This window comes from Micromonospora sp. RV43, assembly GCF_001029515.1.
GTDB classification, from domain to species: Bacteria; Actinomycetota; Actinomycetes; order Mycobacteriales; family Micromonosporaceae; genus Micromonospora; species Micromonospora aurantiaca.
This window is the reverse complement of the sequence record NZ_LEKG01000001.1, coordinates 158,147-176,524: the sequence shown is the minus strand read 5'-3', so window position 1 is coordinate 176,524 and position 18,378 is coordinate 158,147. Positions and strand designations below refer to the sequence as shown.

Annotated in this window: 15 protein-coding genes; 12 read left to right on the top strand and 3 right to left on the bottom strand. The window is 74.1% G+C overall.

Annotation, left to right across the window (positions count from 1 at the left end; all coding sequences use genetic code 11):
• Positions 1-213 precede the first annotated feature (213 nt).
• Positions 214-390, bottom strand: coding sequence for a hypothetical protein (locus tag ABD52_RS00740; protein WP_225319553.1), 177 nt, complete (start codon positions 388-390; stop codon positions 214-216).
• A gap of 34 nt (positions 391-424) precedes the next feature.
• Here ABD52_RS00740 and ABD52_RS00735 point away from each other — a divergent pair, with 34 nt between their 5' ends.
• The gene (locus ABD52_RS00735) at positions 425-1,657 is read left to right on the top strand and encodes an RNA-guided endonuclease TnpB family protein (protein ID WP_152748162.1); all 1,233 of its coding nucleotides are present in this window, start codon (positions 425-427) and stop codon (positions 1,655-1,657) included.
• A gap of 50 nt (positions 1,658-1,707) precedes the next feature.
• On the top strand, positions 1,708-1,926 hold the full coding sequence (locus tag ABD52_RS00730; RefSeq protein ID WP_013286784.1) for a hypothetical protein: 219 nt from the start codon (positions 1,708-1,710) through the stop codon (positions 1,924-1,926).
• Positions 1,927-1,939: 13 nt separating this feature from the next.
• Here ABD52_RS00730 and ABD52_RS00725 read toward each other — a convergent pair whose 3' ends face one another.
• The gene (locus tag ABD52_RS00725) at positions 1,940-3,265 is read right to left on the bottom strand and encodes an aminotransferase class V-fold PLP-dependent enzyme (protein WP_047890397.1); all 1,326 of its coding nucleotides are present in this window, start codon (positions 3,263-3,265) and stop codon (positions 1,940-1,942) included.
• A 134-nt stretch (positions 3,266-3,399) separates the two neighbouring features.
• On the opposite strand from ABD52_RS00725, the gene ABD52_RS00720 reads away from it, so the two are divergent.
• Positions 3,400-4,287 (top strand): lipase, encoded by an 888-nt coding sequence (locus ABD52_RS00720; RefSeq protein ID WP_047890432.1) that lies wholly within the window; start codon positions 3,400-3,402, stop codon positions 4,285-4,287.
• 93 nt (positions 4,288-4,380) lie between these two features.
• A complete protein-coding gene (locus tag ABD52_RS00715; protein ID WP_047890398.1) occupies positions 4,381-7,098 on the top strand; it encodes a LuxR family transcriptional regulator in 2,718 nt (905 codons plus the stop codon).
• 64 nt (positions 7,099-7,162) lie between these two features.
• On the opposite strand, the gene ABD52_RS00710 is transcribed toward ABD52_RS00715, so the two are convergent.
• Entirely contained in the window at positions 7,163-7,921 is a 759-nt protein-coding gene (locus tag ABD52_RS00710; RefSeq protein WP_013476471.1) for a class I SAM-dependent methyltransferase, read from the bottom strand.
• Positions 7,922-8,102: 181 nt separating this feature from the next.
• Between ABD52_RS00710 and ABD52_RS00705 the strand changes: the two genes are divergently transcribed.
• From ABD52_RS00705 to ABD52_RS00670, 8 genes are all read left to right on the top strand, one after another.
• Complete coding sequence (locus ABD52_RS00705) at positions 8,103-10,382, top strand: FAD-dependent oxidoreductase (RefSeq protein ID WP_047890399.1); 2,280 nt, start codon at positions 8,103-8,105, stop codon at positions 10,380-10,382.
• Entirely contained in the window at positions 10,379-10,699 is a 321-nt protein-coding gene (locus ABD52_RS00700; protein ID WP_047890400.1) for a putative quinol monooxygenase, read from the top strand. The genes ABD52_RS00705 and ABD52_RS00700 overlap by 4 nt, the downstream gene beginning before the upstream one ends.
• Complete coding sequence (locus ABD52_RS00695; RefSeq protein WP_047890401.1) at positions 10,696-11,922, top strand: cytochrome P450; 1,227 nt, start codon at positions 10,696-10,698, stop codon at positions 11,920-11,922. The genes ABD52_RS00700 and ABD52_RS00695 overlap by 4 nt, the downstream gene beginning before the upstream one ends.
• Before the next feature lie 38 nt (positions 11,923-11,960).
• Complete coding sequence (locus ABD52_RS00690) at positions 11,961-12,626, top strand: TcmI family type II polyketide cyclase (RefSeq protein WP_013286776.1); 666 nt, start codon at positions 11,961-11,963, stop codon at positions 12,624-12,626.
• A 120-nt stretch (positions 12,627-12,746) separates the two neighbouring features.
• Positions 12,747-14,897: a sigma-70 family RNA polymerase sigma factor gene (locus ABD52_RS00685; RefSeq protein WP_047890422.1), complete on the top strand. Its 2,151-nt coding sequence runs from the start codon at positions 12,747-12,749 to the stop codon at positions 14,895-14,897.
• 186 nt (positions 14,898-15,083) lie between these two features.
• Entirely contained in the window at positions 15,084-16,442 is a 1,359-nt protein-coding gene (locus ABD52_RS00680; RefSeq protein ID WP_047890403.1) for a pectinesterase family protein, read from the top strand.
• 20 nt (positions 16,443-16,462) lie between these two features.
• Positions 16,463-17,833 (top strand): cellulose binding domain-containing protein, encoded by a 1,371-nt coding sequence (locus tag ABD52_RS00675; RefSeq protein WP_047890433.1) that lies wholly within the window; start codon positions 16,463-16,465, stop codon positions 17,831-17,833.
• Positions 17,834-17,959: 126 nt separating this feature from the next.
• Positions 17,960-18,343, top strand: coding sequence for a DUF1622 domain-containing protein (locus ABD52_RS00670; RefSeq protein ID WP_013286772.1), 384 nt, complete (start codon positions 17,960-17,962; stop codon positions 18,341-18,343).
• The last annotated feature ends 35 nt before the right edge of the window (positions 18,344-18,378 follow it).

The window sequence follows — 18,378 nt, the reverse complement described above, 5'->3', positions numbered from 1 at the left end:
CGGAGGAGTGGCTCAGCGCCACCCAGATCCGGCTGCTGCGCGACATGCCGCACCTCAATGAGTGCGCTGGCCGAGCAGCTCTGGCCGGAGCGGCAGTCGTGGCTGCCGGAGGACGTCTTCATCGGCGGCTACCGAAGTGCGGGCCAGTGCTCCGGCCTTCAGGCCAGGGGGGAAGGCCCGCGCTGGGAGGGCCGCCAAGGCCCGAGCAGTGCCTTAACCTCGCGCCCGCTCGTTCTGCTCGGCCACGGGGACCGGCACGATGGCAGCGATCCGGCGTCCGTGGTTGGTCACGTAAAGGGTCTTGCCGTAGACGGCGACGCCGTTGAGCGCTCCGGCGAGCGTCTTGCGCAGCTCGCGGACGCTGATCTCATTTTCGCGGGTGTCACTCATAGTCGCCATCGTAACCTTGTGTACACTTGTGTGTGTGCAGCTCCGGTACAACTACCGCGTGTACCCGACGCCTGGCCAGCAGATCGAGCTGGCGCGGGCGTTCGGGTGCGCGCGGGTTGTGTTCAACGACGGGCTGCGCCTGCGTCAGCAGGCCCGGGAGGCGGGGGAGAAGTACATCTCCGACGGGGAGCTGTCCCGGCGTCTGATCACCGAGGCGAAGGCGACGCCGGAACGCGCGTGGCCGGGAGAGGTTTCCACCGTGGTGTTGCAGCAGGCACTGGCGGACCTGAACACCGCGTACCGCAACTTCTTCAACTCGATCACGGGCAAGCGCAAGGGCCGCAAGGTCGCACCTCCCCGGTTCCGCTCCCGCAAGGACAACCGGCAGGCCATCCGCTTCACGAAGAACTCCCGGTTCAAGGTCCTCGACAACGACCGGCTGCGGTTGCCGAAGATCGGCGACCTCGCAGTCCGCTGGTCCCGGACGCTGCCCTCAGACCCGTCATCGGTGGCGATCATCCGGGATGCGGCCGGACGGTACTTCGCGTCGTTCGTCGTGCAGACGGGCGAGGACGAGGCGTTACCGCCGGTCGACTCCGAGGTCGGGATCGACCTGGGCCTGACCCACTTCGCGGTGCTCTCGGACGGCACGAAGGTGGCGGCGCCGACGTTCCTGCGCCGGGCCGCGCGCAAGCTCAAGCGGTTGCAACACGACCTGTCCCGCAAGCAGAAGGGCTCGGCCAACCGCAAGAAGGCCGTCGTCAAGGTCGCACGGGCGCACGCCCGGGTGGCCGACATGCGGCGGGACTGGCAGCACAAGCTGTCCACGGCGATCATCCGCGAGAACCAAGCGGTGTACGTCGAGGACCTGTGCGTCGTCGGTCTCGGCCGGACGCGGCTCGCGAAGTCCGTGCACGACGCGGGCTGGGCCAGCTTCACCGCCATGATGGAGTACAAGGCCGCCCGGTACGGACGCACCTTCGGCCGGGTGGATCGGTTCTTCCCGTCCACCCGCATGTGCTCCGACTGTGGCCGGATCAACGAGAAGATGGCGCTCAACGTCCGAGCGTGGGACTGCCCCTGCGGGGCAGCCCACGACCGGGACGTGAACGCCGCGAAGAACGTCAAGGCCGCCGGGCAGGCGGACTTCAACGCCCGTGGAGCGCACGTAAGACCGGGGCTCGTCCCGGCGGCGCGCAACGAAGCGGGAACCCACCCGGACGCCGCGTGTTCCACGCGCAGCGTGGAGGGAATCTCCGTCCCTTAGGGCGGAGAGGATGTCAAACCATCTCGGCGCAGGACCCGCCCGAGGTGATCATGATGGAGCGGGAGCGGCAGGCGAGGTCGCTACCCCGCCAGGAGCAGATGGTGGCTCTGTACGAGGAGGAGCAGCGGGTGATGCGCGAGTGGGTGCCACTGGCCCAGTTCGGCGTACCGGACGAGGAGTACGTCAACGCGCGGTTCCTGATCCGCCACGACGACCTCGCCGCCCGGCGGTTCGACCGGGTGCTGTCCTTCTGCGAGTTCACCGAGTGACAGCCGGAGCGGCTCAGACCAGCGTGCGGACCGCCCGCAGCGCCGCCTCCACATCCTGCTCGCCGTTCGCGATCGTCGCGCCGAAGCGCAGGTACGACGGCCGGTAGGGCGTGCTGCTGGCGATCACGCCGGCCGACCGCAGCCGGTCCACCGCCCGGTCCGCCGGCACGCCCGGCACCTCGCAGCAGACCACCCCGGCGGACAGGTCGGCGTCGCGCGGCGTGACCAGCCGGACGCCCCGGATCCCGGCCAGCCCCTCCTTGAGGAGGTCCGCGAGTTCCCGGGTGCGCCCGGCGACCCGGGCCGGGCCGATGCGCCGGTGGAACGCGAACGCGTCGGCGAGCGCCCAGCGGTGCTCGAAGCTGTGGTAGCCGCCGGGCGTGTGCGCCGGGCCCGGTGGCACGGGCTGCCCGCCGGTGCCGCCGGCGAGCCAGCGACCGATGCCGCGCCTGTCGAAGCTGGGGATCACCGGCGTCATCCGGGCCCACGCCCGCTCGGCGGCCCAGACCAGGCCGGTGCCGCGCGGCCCGAGCAGCCACTTGTGGCAGCCGGAGACGAGCACGTCGCAGCCGAGCTGCTCCGGTGTGGACGCGTCGGCGCCGAAGCCGTGCACCGCGTCGAGGCAGAGCAACGCCTCCGGGCTGCGCTCGCGGACCGCCTCGGCCAGCCGGCGTACCGGCAGCTTCACGCCGGTGCTGGAGTGCACCCAGGTCAGCGCCACCACCCGGGTACGCGGCGTGAGCGCCGCGGTCAGTCCCGCGACCATCTCGTCCGCCCCGGCCGTGGCCGCGTCGCGGTAGAGGCGGGCCCGGCGTACTGTCACCCCGTCGCGTTCGGCGCGCAGCCGCAGCGACTCGTGGGTGGCGTAGAAGTCGTGCTCGGTGGTCAGCACCTCGTCGCCCGGTCGCAGTCGGATCGCGCTGTAGACCAGGCCGAGGCCCATGGTCGTGGAGTCGGTGAGCGCGATGTGGTCCGAGCGGGCGCCGAGGTGCCCCGCCGCCGCGGCGAGCACTGCCCGGTCCAGCCGTTCCTCGTTCGCGGCCAGGTAGCCGGAGGCGTCCCGGTCGAGGCCGGCGCGGTGGGTGGCCACGGCGGCCCGTACCGGGGCCGGGTGCGGGGCGAAGACGAACGTGGCCAGGTGCGCCCGGGAGCGGTCGAGCGCGAACTGGGCGCGGACGCTGTCCCAACTGGCCGGATCCAGGGCGGGCGCGTCGTCGGACACCGCGGTCCCGGCCGCCGGGCGGTCCGGGTCGCAGCCGGTGGCCAGGCCGGTGACGCCCGCCGCCGCTGTGGCGCCGAGCAGGTGCCGCCGGGTCAGGCGCCGTCGGGTCGGATGCATGGGGTCAATCGTCCGCTGTGCATGTCACGGCCGGGTCACCGCCCCGGGACCGGTGATTTCACCGATGCGCGTCGGCGGTCCGGGCACGGATGCTGACGCATGTCGATGTAATTCCGGCGCAAGGAGTGACCGACGTGCCCACCGCCCGTTCCCGTACCCCCGTCCGTGCCCTCGCCCGTCTCGCCGTGGCGGCACTGCTCGCCACCGGCGGCGCCCTCGCCGTCCCGGCCGCGGCGAGCGCGGCCAGCCCCTACGAGCGCGGCCCGGCGCCCACGAGCGCCATCCTGGAGGCCAGCCGCGGCCCGTTCGCCACCTCGTCGATCAACGTCTCCTCGTTGAGCGTGACCGGCTTCGGCGGCGGCGTCATCTACTACCCGACCAGCACCGCCGAGGGCACCTTCGGCGCGGTCGCCATCTCGCCCGGCTACACCGCCTCCTGGTCCAGCCTGAGCTGGCTCGGACCGCGGATCGCCTCGCACGGCTTCGTGGTGATCGGCATCGAGACCAACACCCGGCTGGACCAGCCGGACAGCCGGGGCCGCCAGCTCCTGGCCGCGCTGGACTACCTGACCCAGCGCAGTTCGGTGCGCGGCCGGATCGACTCCTCCCGGCTGGCAGTGGCCGGGCACTCGATGGGTGGCGGCGGCAGCCTGGAGGCCGCGGCGGCCCGGCCGTCGTTGCAGGCCGCCGTCCCGCTCGCGCCGTGGAACCTGGACAAGACCTGGTCCGACGTACGGGTGCCGACGCTCATCATCGGCGGCGAGAGCGACAGCGTGGCACCGGTGGCGAGCCACTCGATCCCGTTCTACAACAGCATCCCGGCGTCCTCGGAGAAGGCGTACCTGGAGCTGAACGGCGCGAGCCACTTCTTCCCGCAGACCGTGAACACGCCGACGGCGAAGCAGACGGTCGCGTGGCTGAAGCGGTTCGTCGACGACGACACCCGCTACGAGCAGTTCCTCTGCCCGGGCCCGACCGGGTCGGCGATCGAGGAGTACCGCAACACCTGCCCCAGCTCCTGATCCCCTCCGCTCCCGGGGTGGTCGCCACGGCGGCCACCCCGGGAGCGTGTCCGCCTCTTTTCCGACGGGTTGCCCATCTGTGACACTGCATGCATGGTTTCTGCATCGACAGTGCATATAGCCTTGCGGGGCCGGGACGACGAGTGCGACGCGATCCGCCGGCTCCTCGACCGCGACGACGGCGGCGCCCTGCTGTTCCACGGGCCGCCCGGCTCCGGGCGCAGCGCGCTGCTGGCGTACGCCCGCAGGTGGGCCGGGCAGCGCGCGGTGCTCGCCGGCGGCGGCCTGGCCGACGAGGCGACACTGCCCTACGCCGGGCTGCACCGCCTGCTCGACCCGGTGCTGGACGCGGACACCGCACTCCCGGTGCGGCAACGCCGGCTGCTGCGCCGGGCGCTGGGCGGCGACGGGTGCCCGGCCGAGCAGCGGCTGGCCCTGGCCGCGGCGGTGCGGTCCCTGCTCGCCGCCGTGGCGGCGGACCGCCCACTGCTGTGCACGGTGGACGACCTCGACACCGGCGATCCGCAGAGCGCCTGGACGCTGGCCGTGGTGGCGCGCCGGCTGCGCCGGCTGCCGGTGGCGATGCTGCTGACCGCGACCGCCCCGGCCACTGTCGACGGTGTGCCGGCCCACGGGCTGCGTCCGCTGGACGCCCACGAGTGCCACGCGATGCTCGCCGGACTGCGGGAGCGGCCACCCGCGCCGGTGGCCGCCGCACTGGCCGCGCTCAGCCGGGGCAGCCCGGCCGCGCTCGCCGACCTGGCCGGCACGCTCACCCCCGCCCAGTGGCGGGGCGAGGCGCCGCTGCCCGACGCGCCGCCGGTGGACGGCGCGCTCGCCGCCGCGTACCGGGCCCGCCTGGACCGGCTGCCGGTGCCGACCCGGCGGATGGTGCTGCTCGCCGCGCTCGACCCCGGAGACGACCCGGGCACGCTGGTGCGCGCCGCGTGGGCGGCCGGCCTGACCGTCGAGGCGCTCGCCCCCGCCGAGGCCGCCGGCCTGCTGCGCACCGGGCCCGGCGGGGCGACGTTCCCGCACCCGCTCGCCCGTACGATGATCACCGCCGTCGCGCCGCTCGCCGACCTGCGCGCGGCCCACCTGCTGCTGGCCGGCACGCTCGCCGAGGGCGCGCTGGGCCGGGCGCTGCGCCACGCCACCGCCGCCGACTGTCCCTCCGACGTGCTCGCCGCCGAGCTGACCGCGGCTGTCGACGAGGTGCCGGACCGCGCCGCCGCGGCGGTCGTGCTGCGCCGCGCCGCCGAACTGAGCCCCGACCCCGGCCGCGCCGCCGAACTGACAGTCGCGGCCGCGCGGTGCGCCTGGACAGCAGGCGACCCGGACCAGGCCCGAGGGCTGCTGCGACGCCTGCCCGGCGCGTCGCCCGCCGAGGGCCGGGCCGACCTGCTCCGCGGCGACATGCAGCTGCGCTGCGACGCGCCCGCCGCCGCGGTCGCCACGCTGCTGGGCGCCGCCGACGCGGTCGCGCCGGCCGACCGGCGGGCCGCGCTGCTGGCGCTGGTCCGGGCCGGCGAGGCCATCTGCGTCACCGGCGACCAGTACCGGTACGCCGAGGTGGCCCGCCGGGCCGAGGCGCTGCGGCGGCCCGGCGACCCGCCCGAACTCGACCTGCTGGCCACGTTCGCCTCGGGCGTCGGGGCGACGCTGCGGGGTGACCACGGGCGCGGCGGCCCGGCGCTGCGCCGGGTCGTCGTCATCGGCGGCCGGCTGACCGGGCCCGCGCTCACCCCCGGCGCGCTCGTCTGCGCCGCCGCAGCCGCCCTGCTGGTCGCCGTGGACGGTCCCGCGCACCGGCTCGCCGGCCGGGCGGTGGAGGTGGCCCGCGCACGCGGCGAGCTGTCGCTGCTGCCCCGGGCGCTGGAGCTGCGGGCCGTCGCCGAATACTGGCTGGGCCGGCACGAGGCCGCGGCGGAGACCGCCCGCGAGGGCGTACGCGCCGCTCGCGCCGGCGGCCAGCACGTGTGCGCCCAGGTGCATCTCGGCATCCTCGCCGTGCTGGCCGCGGTACGCGCCGACCGGGACGCCGCGCTGGCCCGGATCGCCGAGATCGGTGACGGGGCCGCGCCGGGGAGCCGGCCGGACGCGTACGCCCGCTGGGCGCTCGGCGTACTGGACCTGATCGACGGCCGGTACGCCGACGCGGTGGCCCGGCTGTCCGCGCTGGCCCGCACCCGCACCGGCCGGGGGCAGGTGCTGGTCCAGGTGATGGCCACGCCGTACCTCGTGGAGGCCGCCGCCCACGACGGCGGGCGGCCGGCCGCCGCGCTCGCCGTGTTCGACCACTGGGCCAGCAGTACGGCGAGCCCGTCGCGGCGGGCGCTCGCCGCGCGCTGCCGGGCGCTGCTCGCGCCGCGCGGCGGTCCGGAGGCCGAACGCGAGTTCCACGCGGCGCTGCGGCTGCACCCGGCCGACACCGACCGGTTCGAGCGCGCCCGCACCGAGCTGCTGTTCGGCCGCGAGCTGCGCCGCCGGCGCCGGCCCCGGGACGCCCGCGCGCACCTGCACCGGGCCCGGGAGGCGTTCACCCTGCTCGGCGCCGCCGTCTGGGCCGACCGGGCGGGGGAGGAACTGCGCGCGGCGGGGGAGTCGGTCGGGCCGGTGCGGCACGGCCCGGAGCAGTTGCTGACCGGGCAGCAACTGCACATCGCCCGGCTGGTCGCGGAAGGGGCGACCAACCGGGAGATCGCCACCCGCATGTGCCTGTCCACCCGGACCGTCGACCACCACCTGCGCAACGTCTTCCACCGGCTGGGCGTGCGCTCGCGTACCGAACTGGCCCGACTGCTGTCCTGACCGCCCGCCGCCGTCGGGCACCCGCGCGGCGCCGGTCGCCGCCGGGCCGGGTGCGCCGCCGGGGTCAGCGCAGTGCGGCCACCGCGGCGTCCGCGCCGCCGCGCCAGAGCACGCCGGCCTCGGTGAAGCCCGCCGCGCGCAGCGCGTCCAGGTGCCACGCCGCGGGCGGGTTCCACTCCGGGCTGTGCCCGGTCGGGTAGATCTGCCGCCGCTTCTCCACGAGCGGCCCGAGCACCGGATCGTCGGCCGCCTGCTCCCACCAGTCCGACCAGGACAGCGCCGCGCCCGCGCGGTGCCGGGCCGCCCGCTGCTCGCCGGCCCGCGTGTGCAGCCGGTCGGTCAGCGTCGGCATCCCCTCGTCGGGCATGTGGTCGGCGTTGACGAACACCCCGCCGGGGCGCAGCACGTCGCGGATCTCGCCGTACAACCGCGCGAGGCGCGGGCCGTCGAGCCAGTGCAGGGCGGTCGCGGTGAGCACGGCGTCGTAGTCGCGGTGCGGCAGCGCGGCGGCCCAGTCGGGCCGGTTGAGGTCGGCGGTCACCACAGTGGCCCGCCCGGCCAGCGCCGCCTCGGCGAGGGTGAGCAGCACCGGGTCGAGGTCGAGCACCGTCACCTCGGCGTCCGGCCGGCGGGCCAGCGTCCGCAGGCTGATCGATCCGGTGCCGCCGGCCAGGTCGAGCACCCGTGGCGGCCGGTCGCCGGCGACCGCCTCGACGGCGTCGAGCATCGCCGCGAAGCGGTGCTCCCGGTCGGGCAGGTACGCCTCCTGCTGCCGGTCCCAGCTCTCCTGCCAGGCCCGCACATCCAAATCGTAAGGAGTCATGCCGCTCACGATAGTTACCGCTGATGGACCTGTCGAGACTTGTTGCCAAAGTTTTGCAATAAGCGCCGCCGTCCCGGCGGCGTCACCGGGACCGGACGTGCGGCGGGTCGACGGTGACGAGCGGGTGACGCGCGCTGCGGCAGGGTCGCGGCACGACGACGGCACCGTTCGAGGGGGCTGCATGATCAGGACGATGCTCCGGCTGCGCGCGCGCACCGGCTGCGAGCCCGCGGTCGGGCCGGCCTTCGAGACGGTCGCCGGGCAGCTCGGCGCGCTGGCCGGCAACCTGCGGCACGAGCTGCTGCGCGACGCCCTCGACCCGCGCGGCTTCGTCGTCGTCACCGAGTGGGCCGACGACGCGGCACTGCGCGCGTACCGGCGGGGGCCGGTGGCGGCCCGCCTGGCCGACCTGCTCCGGCCGCTGACCGAGCCGGACGGCGACCCCGGCTACCCGCTGATGCGCGAGACCGGGGACGGGACGGGTCCGGTCTACGTGGACGTCGAACTGACAGTGCCGCTCGACCGGCTTGCCGAGTTCCACAGCGGCTACCCCGAGGTGGTCCGGCGGATGGCGGCGATACCCGGCTACCGCCGCGAACAACTGCTGCGGGAGCCCGGCTCGGACATCCACCACATCTTCGCCGAGTGGGACGGCGCCGCGCCGTTCCTCGCCTGGATCGGCGACCCGGCCCACGCCTCGGCGCAGGCCGGGCCGATCGCGCCGTTCCTTCTCGACATCCGGCGCCGGCTGTTCCACGTCGTGCCCGACGCGGACGGCCGCCGACAACCCACCACGGGCTGGGAGGCCGACGTGCACAGGACAACAGACGTACTCGTCGTCGGGGCGGGGCCCACCGGGCTGACCGCCGCCGTCGAACTGGCCCGGCGGGGCATCGACTGCCTGGTGATCGACAAGCAGGCCACCCCGCCCGGCCACGCCGACAAGGCGATCGGTGTGCACTGCCGGACCATGGAGATCTGGGAGGAGCAGGGCGTCGTCCGCGAGGCCATGGACGCCGGCATCTGGCTCACCGGCAACACGGTCTTCGTCAACGGCGAGCAGACCCACCGGATGAGCTGGGAACTGCCCGGCCTGCCGTACGCCCACCTCGGCCTGCCGCAGTACGAGACCGAACGGATCCTCACCGCCCGGCTGGCCACGCTCGGGGTCCGCCCGCAGCGCGGTGCCGAACTCGTCGACTTCACCCAGGACGCCGACGGCGTGACCGCCACAGTCCGCACCGCCGACGGCGGCACCGAGACGGTACGCGCGGCGTACCTGGTCGGCGCCGACGGCGCGCACAGCCGGGTACGGGAGCGGCTCGGGCTCACCTTCACCGGCGGGCTCGGCCGGTTCCCGCAACTGTTCATGCTGGTGGACGTCGACGTGGACTGGGACATGCCGGACGGGCACCTGCTGCGGTTCCTGCACATGACCGACGGGCAGATGGACGGGATGCTCGTCTGCGTACCGCTGCGCGGCGAGCACCGCTACCGCATCGCCACCCTCGCCCCGCCCCGGTTCTTCGCCCAGACCGGCGGACGGGACGCCCCGCCCGGGTTCAGCGAGGAACTCGACGAACCGACGATCGAGGACGTGCAGGCCGCGCTGGACCGCCTGGCACCGCCCGGCACCCGGGCGAGCAACCTGCGCTGGTCGTCGGTGTTCCGGATCAGCCACGGCATCGTCGACCGCTACCGCGACGGTCGGGTGTTCGTCGCCGGGGACGCCGCCCACCTGCACCCGCCGGCCGGCGGACAGGGCATGAACACCGGCATCCAGGACACCTGGAACCTCGCCTGGAAGCTCGCCCTGGCGGTACGCGGTCTCGCCGCGCCCGGCCTGCTCGACAGCTACGAGACCGAGCGGCGGCCGGAGGGCGAGGAGATCGTCGGCCGGGCGGTACGGATGGCCGGCACCGAGGAGGTGGACCGCGCCGACCTGGAACGGCAGTTCCTCCAGGAGATGTCCATGCTGCTCAGTTACGCCGGCAGCCCGCTGGTCGGGGAGACCGTCGCCGACCCGGCCGCGCTCGGTGACGCGCCCCGCCCCGGCGACATCGCGCCCGACGTCGACGGGCTGCGCCGGCGCGGCGTCGGCCACCCGCTGCGGCTGCGCGATCTGACCCGGGGCACCCGGCACACGCTGCTGCTCTACGCCGACCGCACGGTCGACGCGGGGCAGTTGGCCGCGTTCACCGGCCTGTGCGCCGACGCGCGCCGGCTCGCCGGCGGGGAAGTCGAGGCGTACCTGCTGCTCGACCCGGACGCCGACGAACCGCGACTGCTCGACCCGCCCGTGGTGCGCGACGCCGAGCGCCGCTTCCGCGCCGCGTACGGGCTGGACGGCACCGGCCTGTACCTGATCCGCCCGGACGGGCACATCGGGTTCCGGGGCGCGCCGGTCGACCCCGACGCGCTGCGCAAGCACCTGCACCTGGTGTTCGGGAGCGCCCGGTGAGCCGGGTCCGGACCGTGCTGTCGATGCGGACCCGGGAGGGCTGCGAGGAGCGCTTCGAGGCGGAGTGGCTCACCGCCGCCGCACAGATCCGCACCCTGGACGGCTGCCTGCACCAGGACCTGGTCCGCGACGCCGACGACCCGCGCAGCTATCTGATCATCAGCGACTGGGCGGACCGCGAGCGGCTCGACGCGTTCGGGCGCAGCTCGCACCGGGACCGGCTGCTGAGCATCATCCGTGAGCTGCGGGAGTCCGCCGACCGGCACACCTACCAGGTGCTGCACAGCGTGACCGGCGGGCCGGGGGAGGGGCGATGACCGACGACGTGGTGCCGGCGAGCGAACTCTACACCGACGCGTTCGCTGCCGACCCGTACCCCACCCTGGCCCGGCTGCGCGCCGAGCGGCCGGTCTGCCCGGTCGGCTCGCCGCGCTTCGACTCCTGGCTCATCACCCGCTTCGACGACGCCCGCACCGCGCTGACCGACCCGCGCCTGTCCAAGGACCTGTACGGACCGGAGCAGCACTACCTGAAGATCTTCGGCCCGAACTCCGAGGGTCTGAACCGCAACATGCTCAACTCCGACCCGCCCGAGCACACCCGGCTGCGCCGGGTGGTGTCGCAGGCGTTCGCGCCCCGGCGGATCGAGGCGCTGCGCCCCCGGGTGGCGTCGATCGTCGACCAGCTCATCGACAAGATGGCGCCGCACGGCGAGGCGGACCTGATGCACGACTTCGCCATCCCGCTGCCGATGACAGTCATCTGCGAACTGCTCGGCGTGCCGCCCGTCGACCACGGCCGGGTGCTCGACTGGACCCAGGTCATCCGCACCTCCGGCTCCACCAGCCGGCCTCCCGCGCAGGAGCGGGCGGCGGTGCAGGAGGCCCAGCTCCGGCTGCACCACTACCTGGCCGGGCTGGTCCGCGCCAAACGCGACGACCCGGCCGACGACATCATCGGCGCGCTGATCAAGGCGGTCGACCAGGACGGGACGCTGTCCGAGGCGGAACTGGTCACCACCACGTTCCTGCTGCTGTTCGCCGGGCACCAGACCACCGCCGACTTCCTCGGCAACGCCGTACTGGCCCTGCTGACCCACCCCGAGCAGATGGAACTGCTGCGCGCCACGCCGCGTCTGCTGCCCGCCGCGATCGAGGAGCTGTTGCGCTTCGACGGGCCGCTGCCCGTGGCCAGCCCGCGCATCGCCACCGAGGACGTCGACTACCAGGACGTACGCATCCCGCGCGGCGCGATCGTCGGGGTCGCGATCAACGCGGCCAACCACGACCCGGCGCACTTCGCCGACCCGGACCGGCTGGACCTGCGCCGCGTCCGGGGCCCGCACCTCGGGTTCGGTCACGGCGTCCACTACTGCCTGGGCGTCTCGCTGGCCCGGATGGAGGCCGAACTCGCGCTCGGCGCGCTGCTGCGCCGGCTGCCCGGACTGCGTCTCGGCGTGCCGCTCGCCGAGGTGCGCCGGCTCCCCGCCGCCTCGCCGTTCCGCGGCCTGCTGGAACTGCCTGTCACCTTCACCGCGTGACGGCGCCGCCGTCCGAACCCACCCACCAAGGAGCAGTCATGGTCTTCCGCAACGTGATCGTCTGTCACATGGTCCCCGGCAGCGAGCAGATCGTCGGCGGCGTGTTCGGCCACTACGACCAGGCCACCCGGCCGCAGGACCTGGGCGTCATCGGCCGGTACCTGCTGTCGCACCACGACCTCTACATCCACGTGATCGAGCGGGAGCAGGACCCGCGGATCTCCGGGCAGACCCGCGGCCTGCCCGCCTTCCAGAAGATCGCCGAGGAGATCGGCCCGTACGTCACGCCCTACCCGCGCTACTGGAAGAACCCGTCGGACTCGGTGGCGAAGGAGTTCTACCACTGGGCGCCCGAGGGCGAGCCGCCCGCCGACACCACGCTCACCGTGATCGTCGGGCGGATCAAGCCGGGCGCCGAGCCGGACGTGGCACGGGTCTTCGCCGAGTCCGACGCCGGGTCGCTCCCGGCCGACCTCGGGGTCACCGGGCGCTGGCTCTACTCGATCGACGACGTCTACGTGCACCTGCTCGAACAGGAGTCGTCGGCGGCCGAGGCCACCCGGGACCAGCACGGCGACAAGCCCGCGTTCGGCAAGGTGATGCAGGACCTGGGCCCGTACATCGAGCCGTACCGGCCGGACCGGTGGCAGGGCCCGCAGGACTCGGTGGCCACCGTCTTCTACCGCTGGCAGGCCCAGGACTGAGCGCCCCGGACGCGACCACGAGCGGGGTTTACAACCCGGTGACCCTGTGCCAGCCTCGTGGGCGCGCTCCCACGATCGCCGGCGGTGGCACGTCTTCCGGGAGCCGGAGGGCGGTGCGCCGTGACGGCGGCGGTGGACGTCGAACTGGTGACGGCGGCACGCCAGGGTGACCGGGCCGTGCTCACCGCGCTTCTCGCCGCCCATCTGCCGCTGGTGTACAACGTGGTCGGACGCGCGCTGGCCGGGCACGCCGATGTCGACGACGTGGTGCAGGAGGTCATGCTCCGCGTCGTCGAGCGGCTGCCCACGCTGCGCGAGCCGGACCGGTTCCGCGCCTGGCTGGTCACCATCGCCATCCGCCAGGTCCGCGAACACGCCCGCCGCCGGGCCGGGGCCCGCCAGGTGCCGCTGGATCCGTACGCGGAGGTGCCGGATCCGGACGCGGACACCGCGGGCGCGGCCCTGTCCGAGGTGGACCGGGACGCCCGGCGACGGGACGTGCTCTCCGCGGTCGCCTGGCTCGACGCCGACGACCGTGAGGTGCTCGCGCTGTGGTGGCGGGAGCTGGACGGGGAGCTGACCCGCGGCGACGTGGGCGAGGCACTCGGGGTCGGCGCCTCCCACGCGGCGGTCCGGATCCAGCGGATGCGCTCCCGGCTCGCGCAGGCGTACACCGTCCTGGCCGCGTGGCGGGCCCGGCCGCGCTGCCCCGGCCTGGCCGTCGCCGCTCGGGCGTGGGACGGCACGCTCGTGCCGCTGTGGCGCAAACGGCTGAGCCGGCATGTCCTGGCCTGCCCGGCCTGCCTCGCCGCGGGCGGACGCCGCGGCACGCCGGAGCAGATCCTGCCCGGCCTGGCCGGGCTGGCGGTGCCGGCCGGCCTGGCCGCCGGACTGCGCGCGGCGCTCGAAGCGCAACCGGCGGTGGTGGCGGTCCCGCCCGTGGCGCCGGCCGCGGTGGGCGGCCTGCGGCGGGCGTTGTCGTCGAAGGCGGCGGTCGCCGCCGGCACGGTCGCGGTCCTGGCCGTCACCGCGCTCACCCTTGCCGTGCGCCATGAGCCGGACGGCCGGGACGGTGTGGTGGCCGCCGCGCCCACGCTCCCGGTCCGGGGCGGGCCGTCGGCCGCCGCAACGCCGTCCGCCGCCCCGTCCGCCGTCCCGTCGCCGCGTCCGTCGCGTGCGCTCACCGGCGTGACCGACGCCGACATCGTCGTCGCCCCGGACGGCAGCGACGACGGCGACGGCAGCCTCCGCCGTCCGTACGCCACGCTGAACCGAGCGGCCGAGGTGGTCCGGCCCGGCCAGACCATCGCCCTGCGCGGTGGCACGTACCGGATGACCGAACCGGTGACCATCGGTACGGACGGCACGGCGGACCGGCGCATCGTGCTCAGCGCATACCGGGGCGAGCGGCCGGTGCTCGACGCCGCCGCGGTGCCCGCGGACGCCTGGGCCGTCACCCAGCGGACCGCCTGGTGGACCGTGCAGGACATCGAGGTACGCGGCTCCCGCAGCCACGCCTGGGTCTGCCGGGCCTGCTCCCACACCGTGTTCCGTCGCCTGTCCGTGCACGACAACGCCCGTTCCGGCCTGACGCTGCGCGACCCGGGCACAGTGGGCAACCAGGTGCTCGACAGCGACTTCTTCCGCAGCTACGACCCGGCGGACCCGGGCGGCGCCGGCGTGGGGCTCGCGGTCAAGTTCGGCGACGGCGCGGGCAACGTGCTGCGCGGCAACCGGACCTTCCACAACGCCGACGACGGCATCGACCTCGGCGGCTTCGCCGACCCGGTCACCGTGGAGCGGAACTGGTCCTACGGCAACGGGCAGAACCGGTGGGGCGTGACCGGCTGGGACAGCAACGGGTACGGCTTCTCGCTCGGCGGCGGGGAACCGGTCCCGGCCGGTCACCGGGTGCGGGACAACGCCGCCTGGGGCAACCGGGGGCACGGATTCGGTGTGGAGGCCAACGCCGGCCGGATCGACCTCACCGGCAACACCGCGTTCCGCAACGGTGGCGCCGGCTTCGACCTGACCGGCGCCGGCGGCACGGCTCGGTGGAACCTGGCCCTGGACAACCGGACGCCGGCCCGCGGCGGTGAGCGCGTCGCCGCCACCGGAAACTCGTGGGACGACGACGGCTGGAGCGCCGCCCGGCTGCGGTCCACCGATCCGCGGACGGCCGAGGGGCCCCGGCGCGCCGACGGGACGTTGCCGTCCACCGGCTACCTGGGCACCGGCACCCGGCTCGGCGCCGACCTGACAGCCCGCTGAGGCGTCCGGCGGAAAACCGGCGCGAGAAAAAGCGTTGTCGCGGCCGGACCGCCCCGTCTGTGTGGTGACGGGTAGCCGGGCAGCATCCGTCACCGGGCACCGGCCGCCGCCGTGAGGGCCGCCGCCAGCGATGGCGGTGACGGCGGAGGCCGACACACCGCACACCCAGGATCCCCGGGGAGAACCGTGAGACAACTCGTCCGACGACGGGCGGCGGCCCTGTTCGCCGTCCTCGTCACCACCACCGCGACCGCCGCCGTCGGCGTCGCCACCGCCGGCCCGTCCCAGGCCGCCGCGGGCTGCCAGGTCGGCTACCGGGTCACCGCGCAGTGGGCCGGCGGCTTCACCGCCGCCGTCACCATCCGGAATCTCGGCGACAGCCTCACCGGCTGGCGTCTCGGCTGGACGTTCCCGGCCGGGCAGTCAGTCACCCAGGCGTGGGGCTTCACCACCAGCTCGACAGGCGCGTCAGTGGTCGCGGCCAACGTCGACTGGAACGCCACCATCGGCACCGGCGCGAGCGTCGAGGCCGGGTTCAACGGCACCTGGAACGGCGTCACGAACCCGAGCCCGGCCACGTTCACGCTCAACGGCGTCACCTGTACCGGCTCGTCCGGCTCGCCCACGCCCACCGCCGCGCCGACGTCACCGCCGCCGACCGGCACGGCGACCGTGGCGGCCGACGGCACCGGCACCTACCGCACCGTGCAGGAGGCCGTCGACGCGGTGCCGGCGAACAACACCACACGGCGGGTCGTCACCATCAAGCCGGGCACCTACCGCCAGGTGGTGCGGGTGCCGTCGAACAAACCCCACATCACGTTCCGGGGACTCGGCACGTCACCGGCGAACACCGTGATCGTCTTCAACAACTCGGCGAACAGCAGCGGCACCTCCGGCAGCGCCAGCATGTTCGTCGACGGGTCCGACTTCGTGGCGGAGAACCTGACCATCGCCAACGACTTCGACGAGGGCTCGGTGACCAGCGGCCAGCAGGCGGTCGCGCTGCACCTCAACGCCGACCGTGCGGTGCTGCGCAACGTACGCCTCCTCGGTGATCAGGACACCTTCCTGGTCAACGACCGCACCCGGGCGTACGTGGTCGACTCCTACGTCGAGGGCACCACCGACTTCATCTTCGGCGGCGGCACGATCGTCTTCCACGCCTGCACCATCCACGAGAAGCGTTCCAGCGGCGGCACCGTCACCGCCGCCAGCACGGACGCCGCCAAGACGTACGGCTTCCTGTTCTACCGGTCGACGATCACCGGCACCGGGAACAACAACACCACCCTCGGCCGGCCGTGGCGCCAGGGCGCGCAGGTGCTCTACCGGGAGTCCACGCTCAGCGGCACGGTCCGCAACGTCCAGCCGTGGACGAACATGGGCGACGCCACCTGGCAGAACGCCCGCTTCTCCGAATACCGCAACACCGGCCCCGGCGCGACGGTCAACGGCAACCGGCCGCAGCTCAGCGACGCCCAGGCCGCCACCTACACACCGCAGAGATACCTCGCCGGCACCGACGGGTGGAACCCGTTGTGATCACGATGTTGGAGAACGGCATGACTGTCACGAAGAAGGGCCGGCCCTGGCGTACCGCGCTGGTGCTCGGCACGACCGCGGCGCTGGCGGCGCTCGGCGCGGTCACCGCGGTCACCGCCCAGGCGGCGGCCGGCTGCCGGGTCGACTACCGGGTCAGCAGCGAGTGGAGCGGCGGCTTCAACGCCGACGTGACGATCACGAACCTGGGCGACGCGGTGAACGGCTGGCGGCTGGCCTGGACGTTCCCGGCCGGCCAGCAGGTCACCCAGTCGTGGAACGCCACCGTTACGGCCGGGACGTCGAGCGTCACCGCGACGAACGTCGACTGGAACGCCGCCCTGCCGGCCGGGGGGAGCGTCTCGTTCGGCTTCACCGGCTCGCGCGGCGCCACGAACCCGGCGCCCACGGTGTTCACGCTCAACGGCACCGCCTGCACCGGCGGGGTCACCCCGACGACCGGTGCGCCGTCCCCGACGCCGACCGCGCCGCCGGCCGGTGTGCCGTACTCGAACGCGCCGGACGGGTTCGCCGGCGCGGCCGGCACCACCGGCGGGGCGGCCGGCGCCACGGTCACCGTGACCAGCCAGGCCGACCTGGAGCGGTACGCGGCGTCCAGCACGCCGTACGTCATCCGGGTCGGCGCGGCGATCACGGTCAGCCCGTACGGCCGGGAGATCCCGGTCGGCTCGAACAAGACGATCGTCGGAGTCGGGCGGAACGGGCAGATCGTCAACGGCGGATTCCACCTCGGCGCCGGCACCGCCAACGTCATCATCCGCAACCTGACCATCCGGGACACCCGGGTGGCCTCGGACGACCCGGACGACAAGGACTTCGACTACGACGGCATCCAGATGGACACCGCGAACCGGATCTGGATCGACCACAACACGATCACGCGGATGAACGACGGCCTGATCGACAGCCGGAAGGACACCACGAACCTGACCGTGTCCTGGAACGTCATCGCCGAGGGCAACAAGGCGTTCGGCATCGGCTGGACGGACAACGTCACCGCCCGGATCACCATGCACCACAACTGGATCCACGACACGAACGTGCGCAATCCCAGCACCGACAACGTCCAGTACGCCCACTTCTTCAACAACTACCTGCAGAACATCAGGGGGTACGGCAACTACTCCCGGGGCCGTACCAAGCTGGTGATCGAGAACAGCTACTACGAGAACGTGAAGGACCCCTACTACCGGGACGACACCGCGGAACTACGCCAGAGCGGCAGCGTCTGCGTCGGCTGCACCGGTCAGCGGGAGACCGGCGGCTCGGCGTTCACCCCGTCGAGTTTCTACTCCTACCGCCTCGACCCCGCCGCGCAGGTTCCCGCACTGCTGCGCACGTACGCCGGGCCGCAGGCCGCCATCGGGCAGTGACCGGGCCGGCCGGGACGGCGGCGCACCCGCCCCGCCGTCCCGGCCGGACGTCCCCCCACCGGCTGCCCGACCGGCAAACCCGCTCGCGGGCGTGGCCGACGGGTCAGGCTGGTGCGGGGGTGCCGGGTGCCGACGAAGGAGATCGTCCAGCACGTCGGGGCACTGCTCGACCTGGCCGGGGTGCTCGTCATCGCGGTCGGCGTCGCGGTCGCCACGGCGGTGTTCGCGGTGCGCTGCGCCCGGACCCGCCAGGTGGTCGCGCACTACCGGGCGTACCGGCAGGGGGTCGGCCGGGCCATCCTGCTCGGCCTGGAGTTCCTGGTCGGCGGCGACATCATCCGTACGGTAGCGGTGTCGCCCACCTTCACCAGCGTCGGCGTGCTGGCGCTGATCGTGCTGGTCCGCACGTTCCTGAGTTTCTCGCTGGAGGTGGAGCTGGACGGCCGCTGGCCCTGGCAGGGCCGTCCTCCGGCGGACCGGCCGAGCGTCGGCGCCCGCCCCCAGCGCTGACCACCGCGCCGACCGGACGCCGGCGGTTACCCCCA

What these genes read in the sequence shown, in the direction of transcription:
- ABD52_RS00715 (WP_047890398.1), top strand. Translation starts at nt 4,381, where the DNA reads ATGGTTTCTGCATCGACAGTGCATATAGCCTTGCGGGGCCGGGACGAC.
- ABD52_RS00740 (WP_225319553.1), bottom strand. Translation starts at nt 390, where the DNA reads ATGAGTGACACCCGCGAAAATGAGATCAGCGTCCGCGAGCTGCGCAAG.
- ABD52_RS00725 (WP_047890397.1), bottom strand. Translation starts at nt 3,265, where the DNA reads ATGCATCCGACCCGACGGCGCCTGACCCGGCGGCACCTGCTCGGCGCC.
- ABD52_RS00730 (WP_013286784.1), top strand. Translation starts at nt 1,708, where the DNA reads ATGATGGAGCGGGAGCGGCAGGCGAGGTCGCTACCCCGCCAGGAGCAG.
- ABD52_RS00690 (WP_013286776.1), top strand. Translation starts at nt 11,961, where the DNA reads ATGGTCTTCCGCAACGTGATCGTCTGTCACATGGTCCCCGGCAGCGAG.
- ABD52_RS00695 (WP_047890401.1), top strand. Translation starts at nt 10,696, where the DNA reads ATGACCGACGACGTGGTGCCGGCGAGCGAACTCTACACCGACGCGTTC.
- ABD52_RS00675 (WP_047890433.1), top strand. Translation starts at nt 16,463, where the DNA reads ATGACTGTCACGAAGAAGGGCCGGCCCTGGCGTACCGCGCTGGTGCTC.
- ABD52_RS00710 (WP_013476471.1), bottom strand. Translation starts at nt 7,921, where the DNA reads ATGACTCCTTACGATTTGGATGTGCGGGCCTGGCAGGAGAGCTGGGAC.
- ABD52_RS00705 (WP_047890399.1), top strand. Translation starts at nt 8,103, where the DNA reads ATGATCAGGACGATGCTCCGGCTGCGCGCGCGCACCGGCTGCGAGCCC.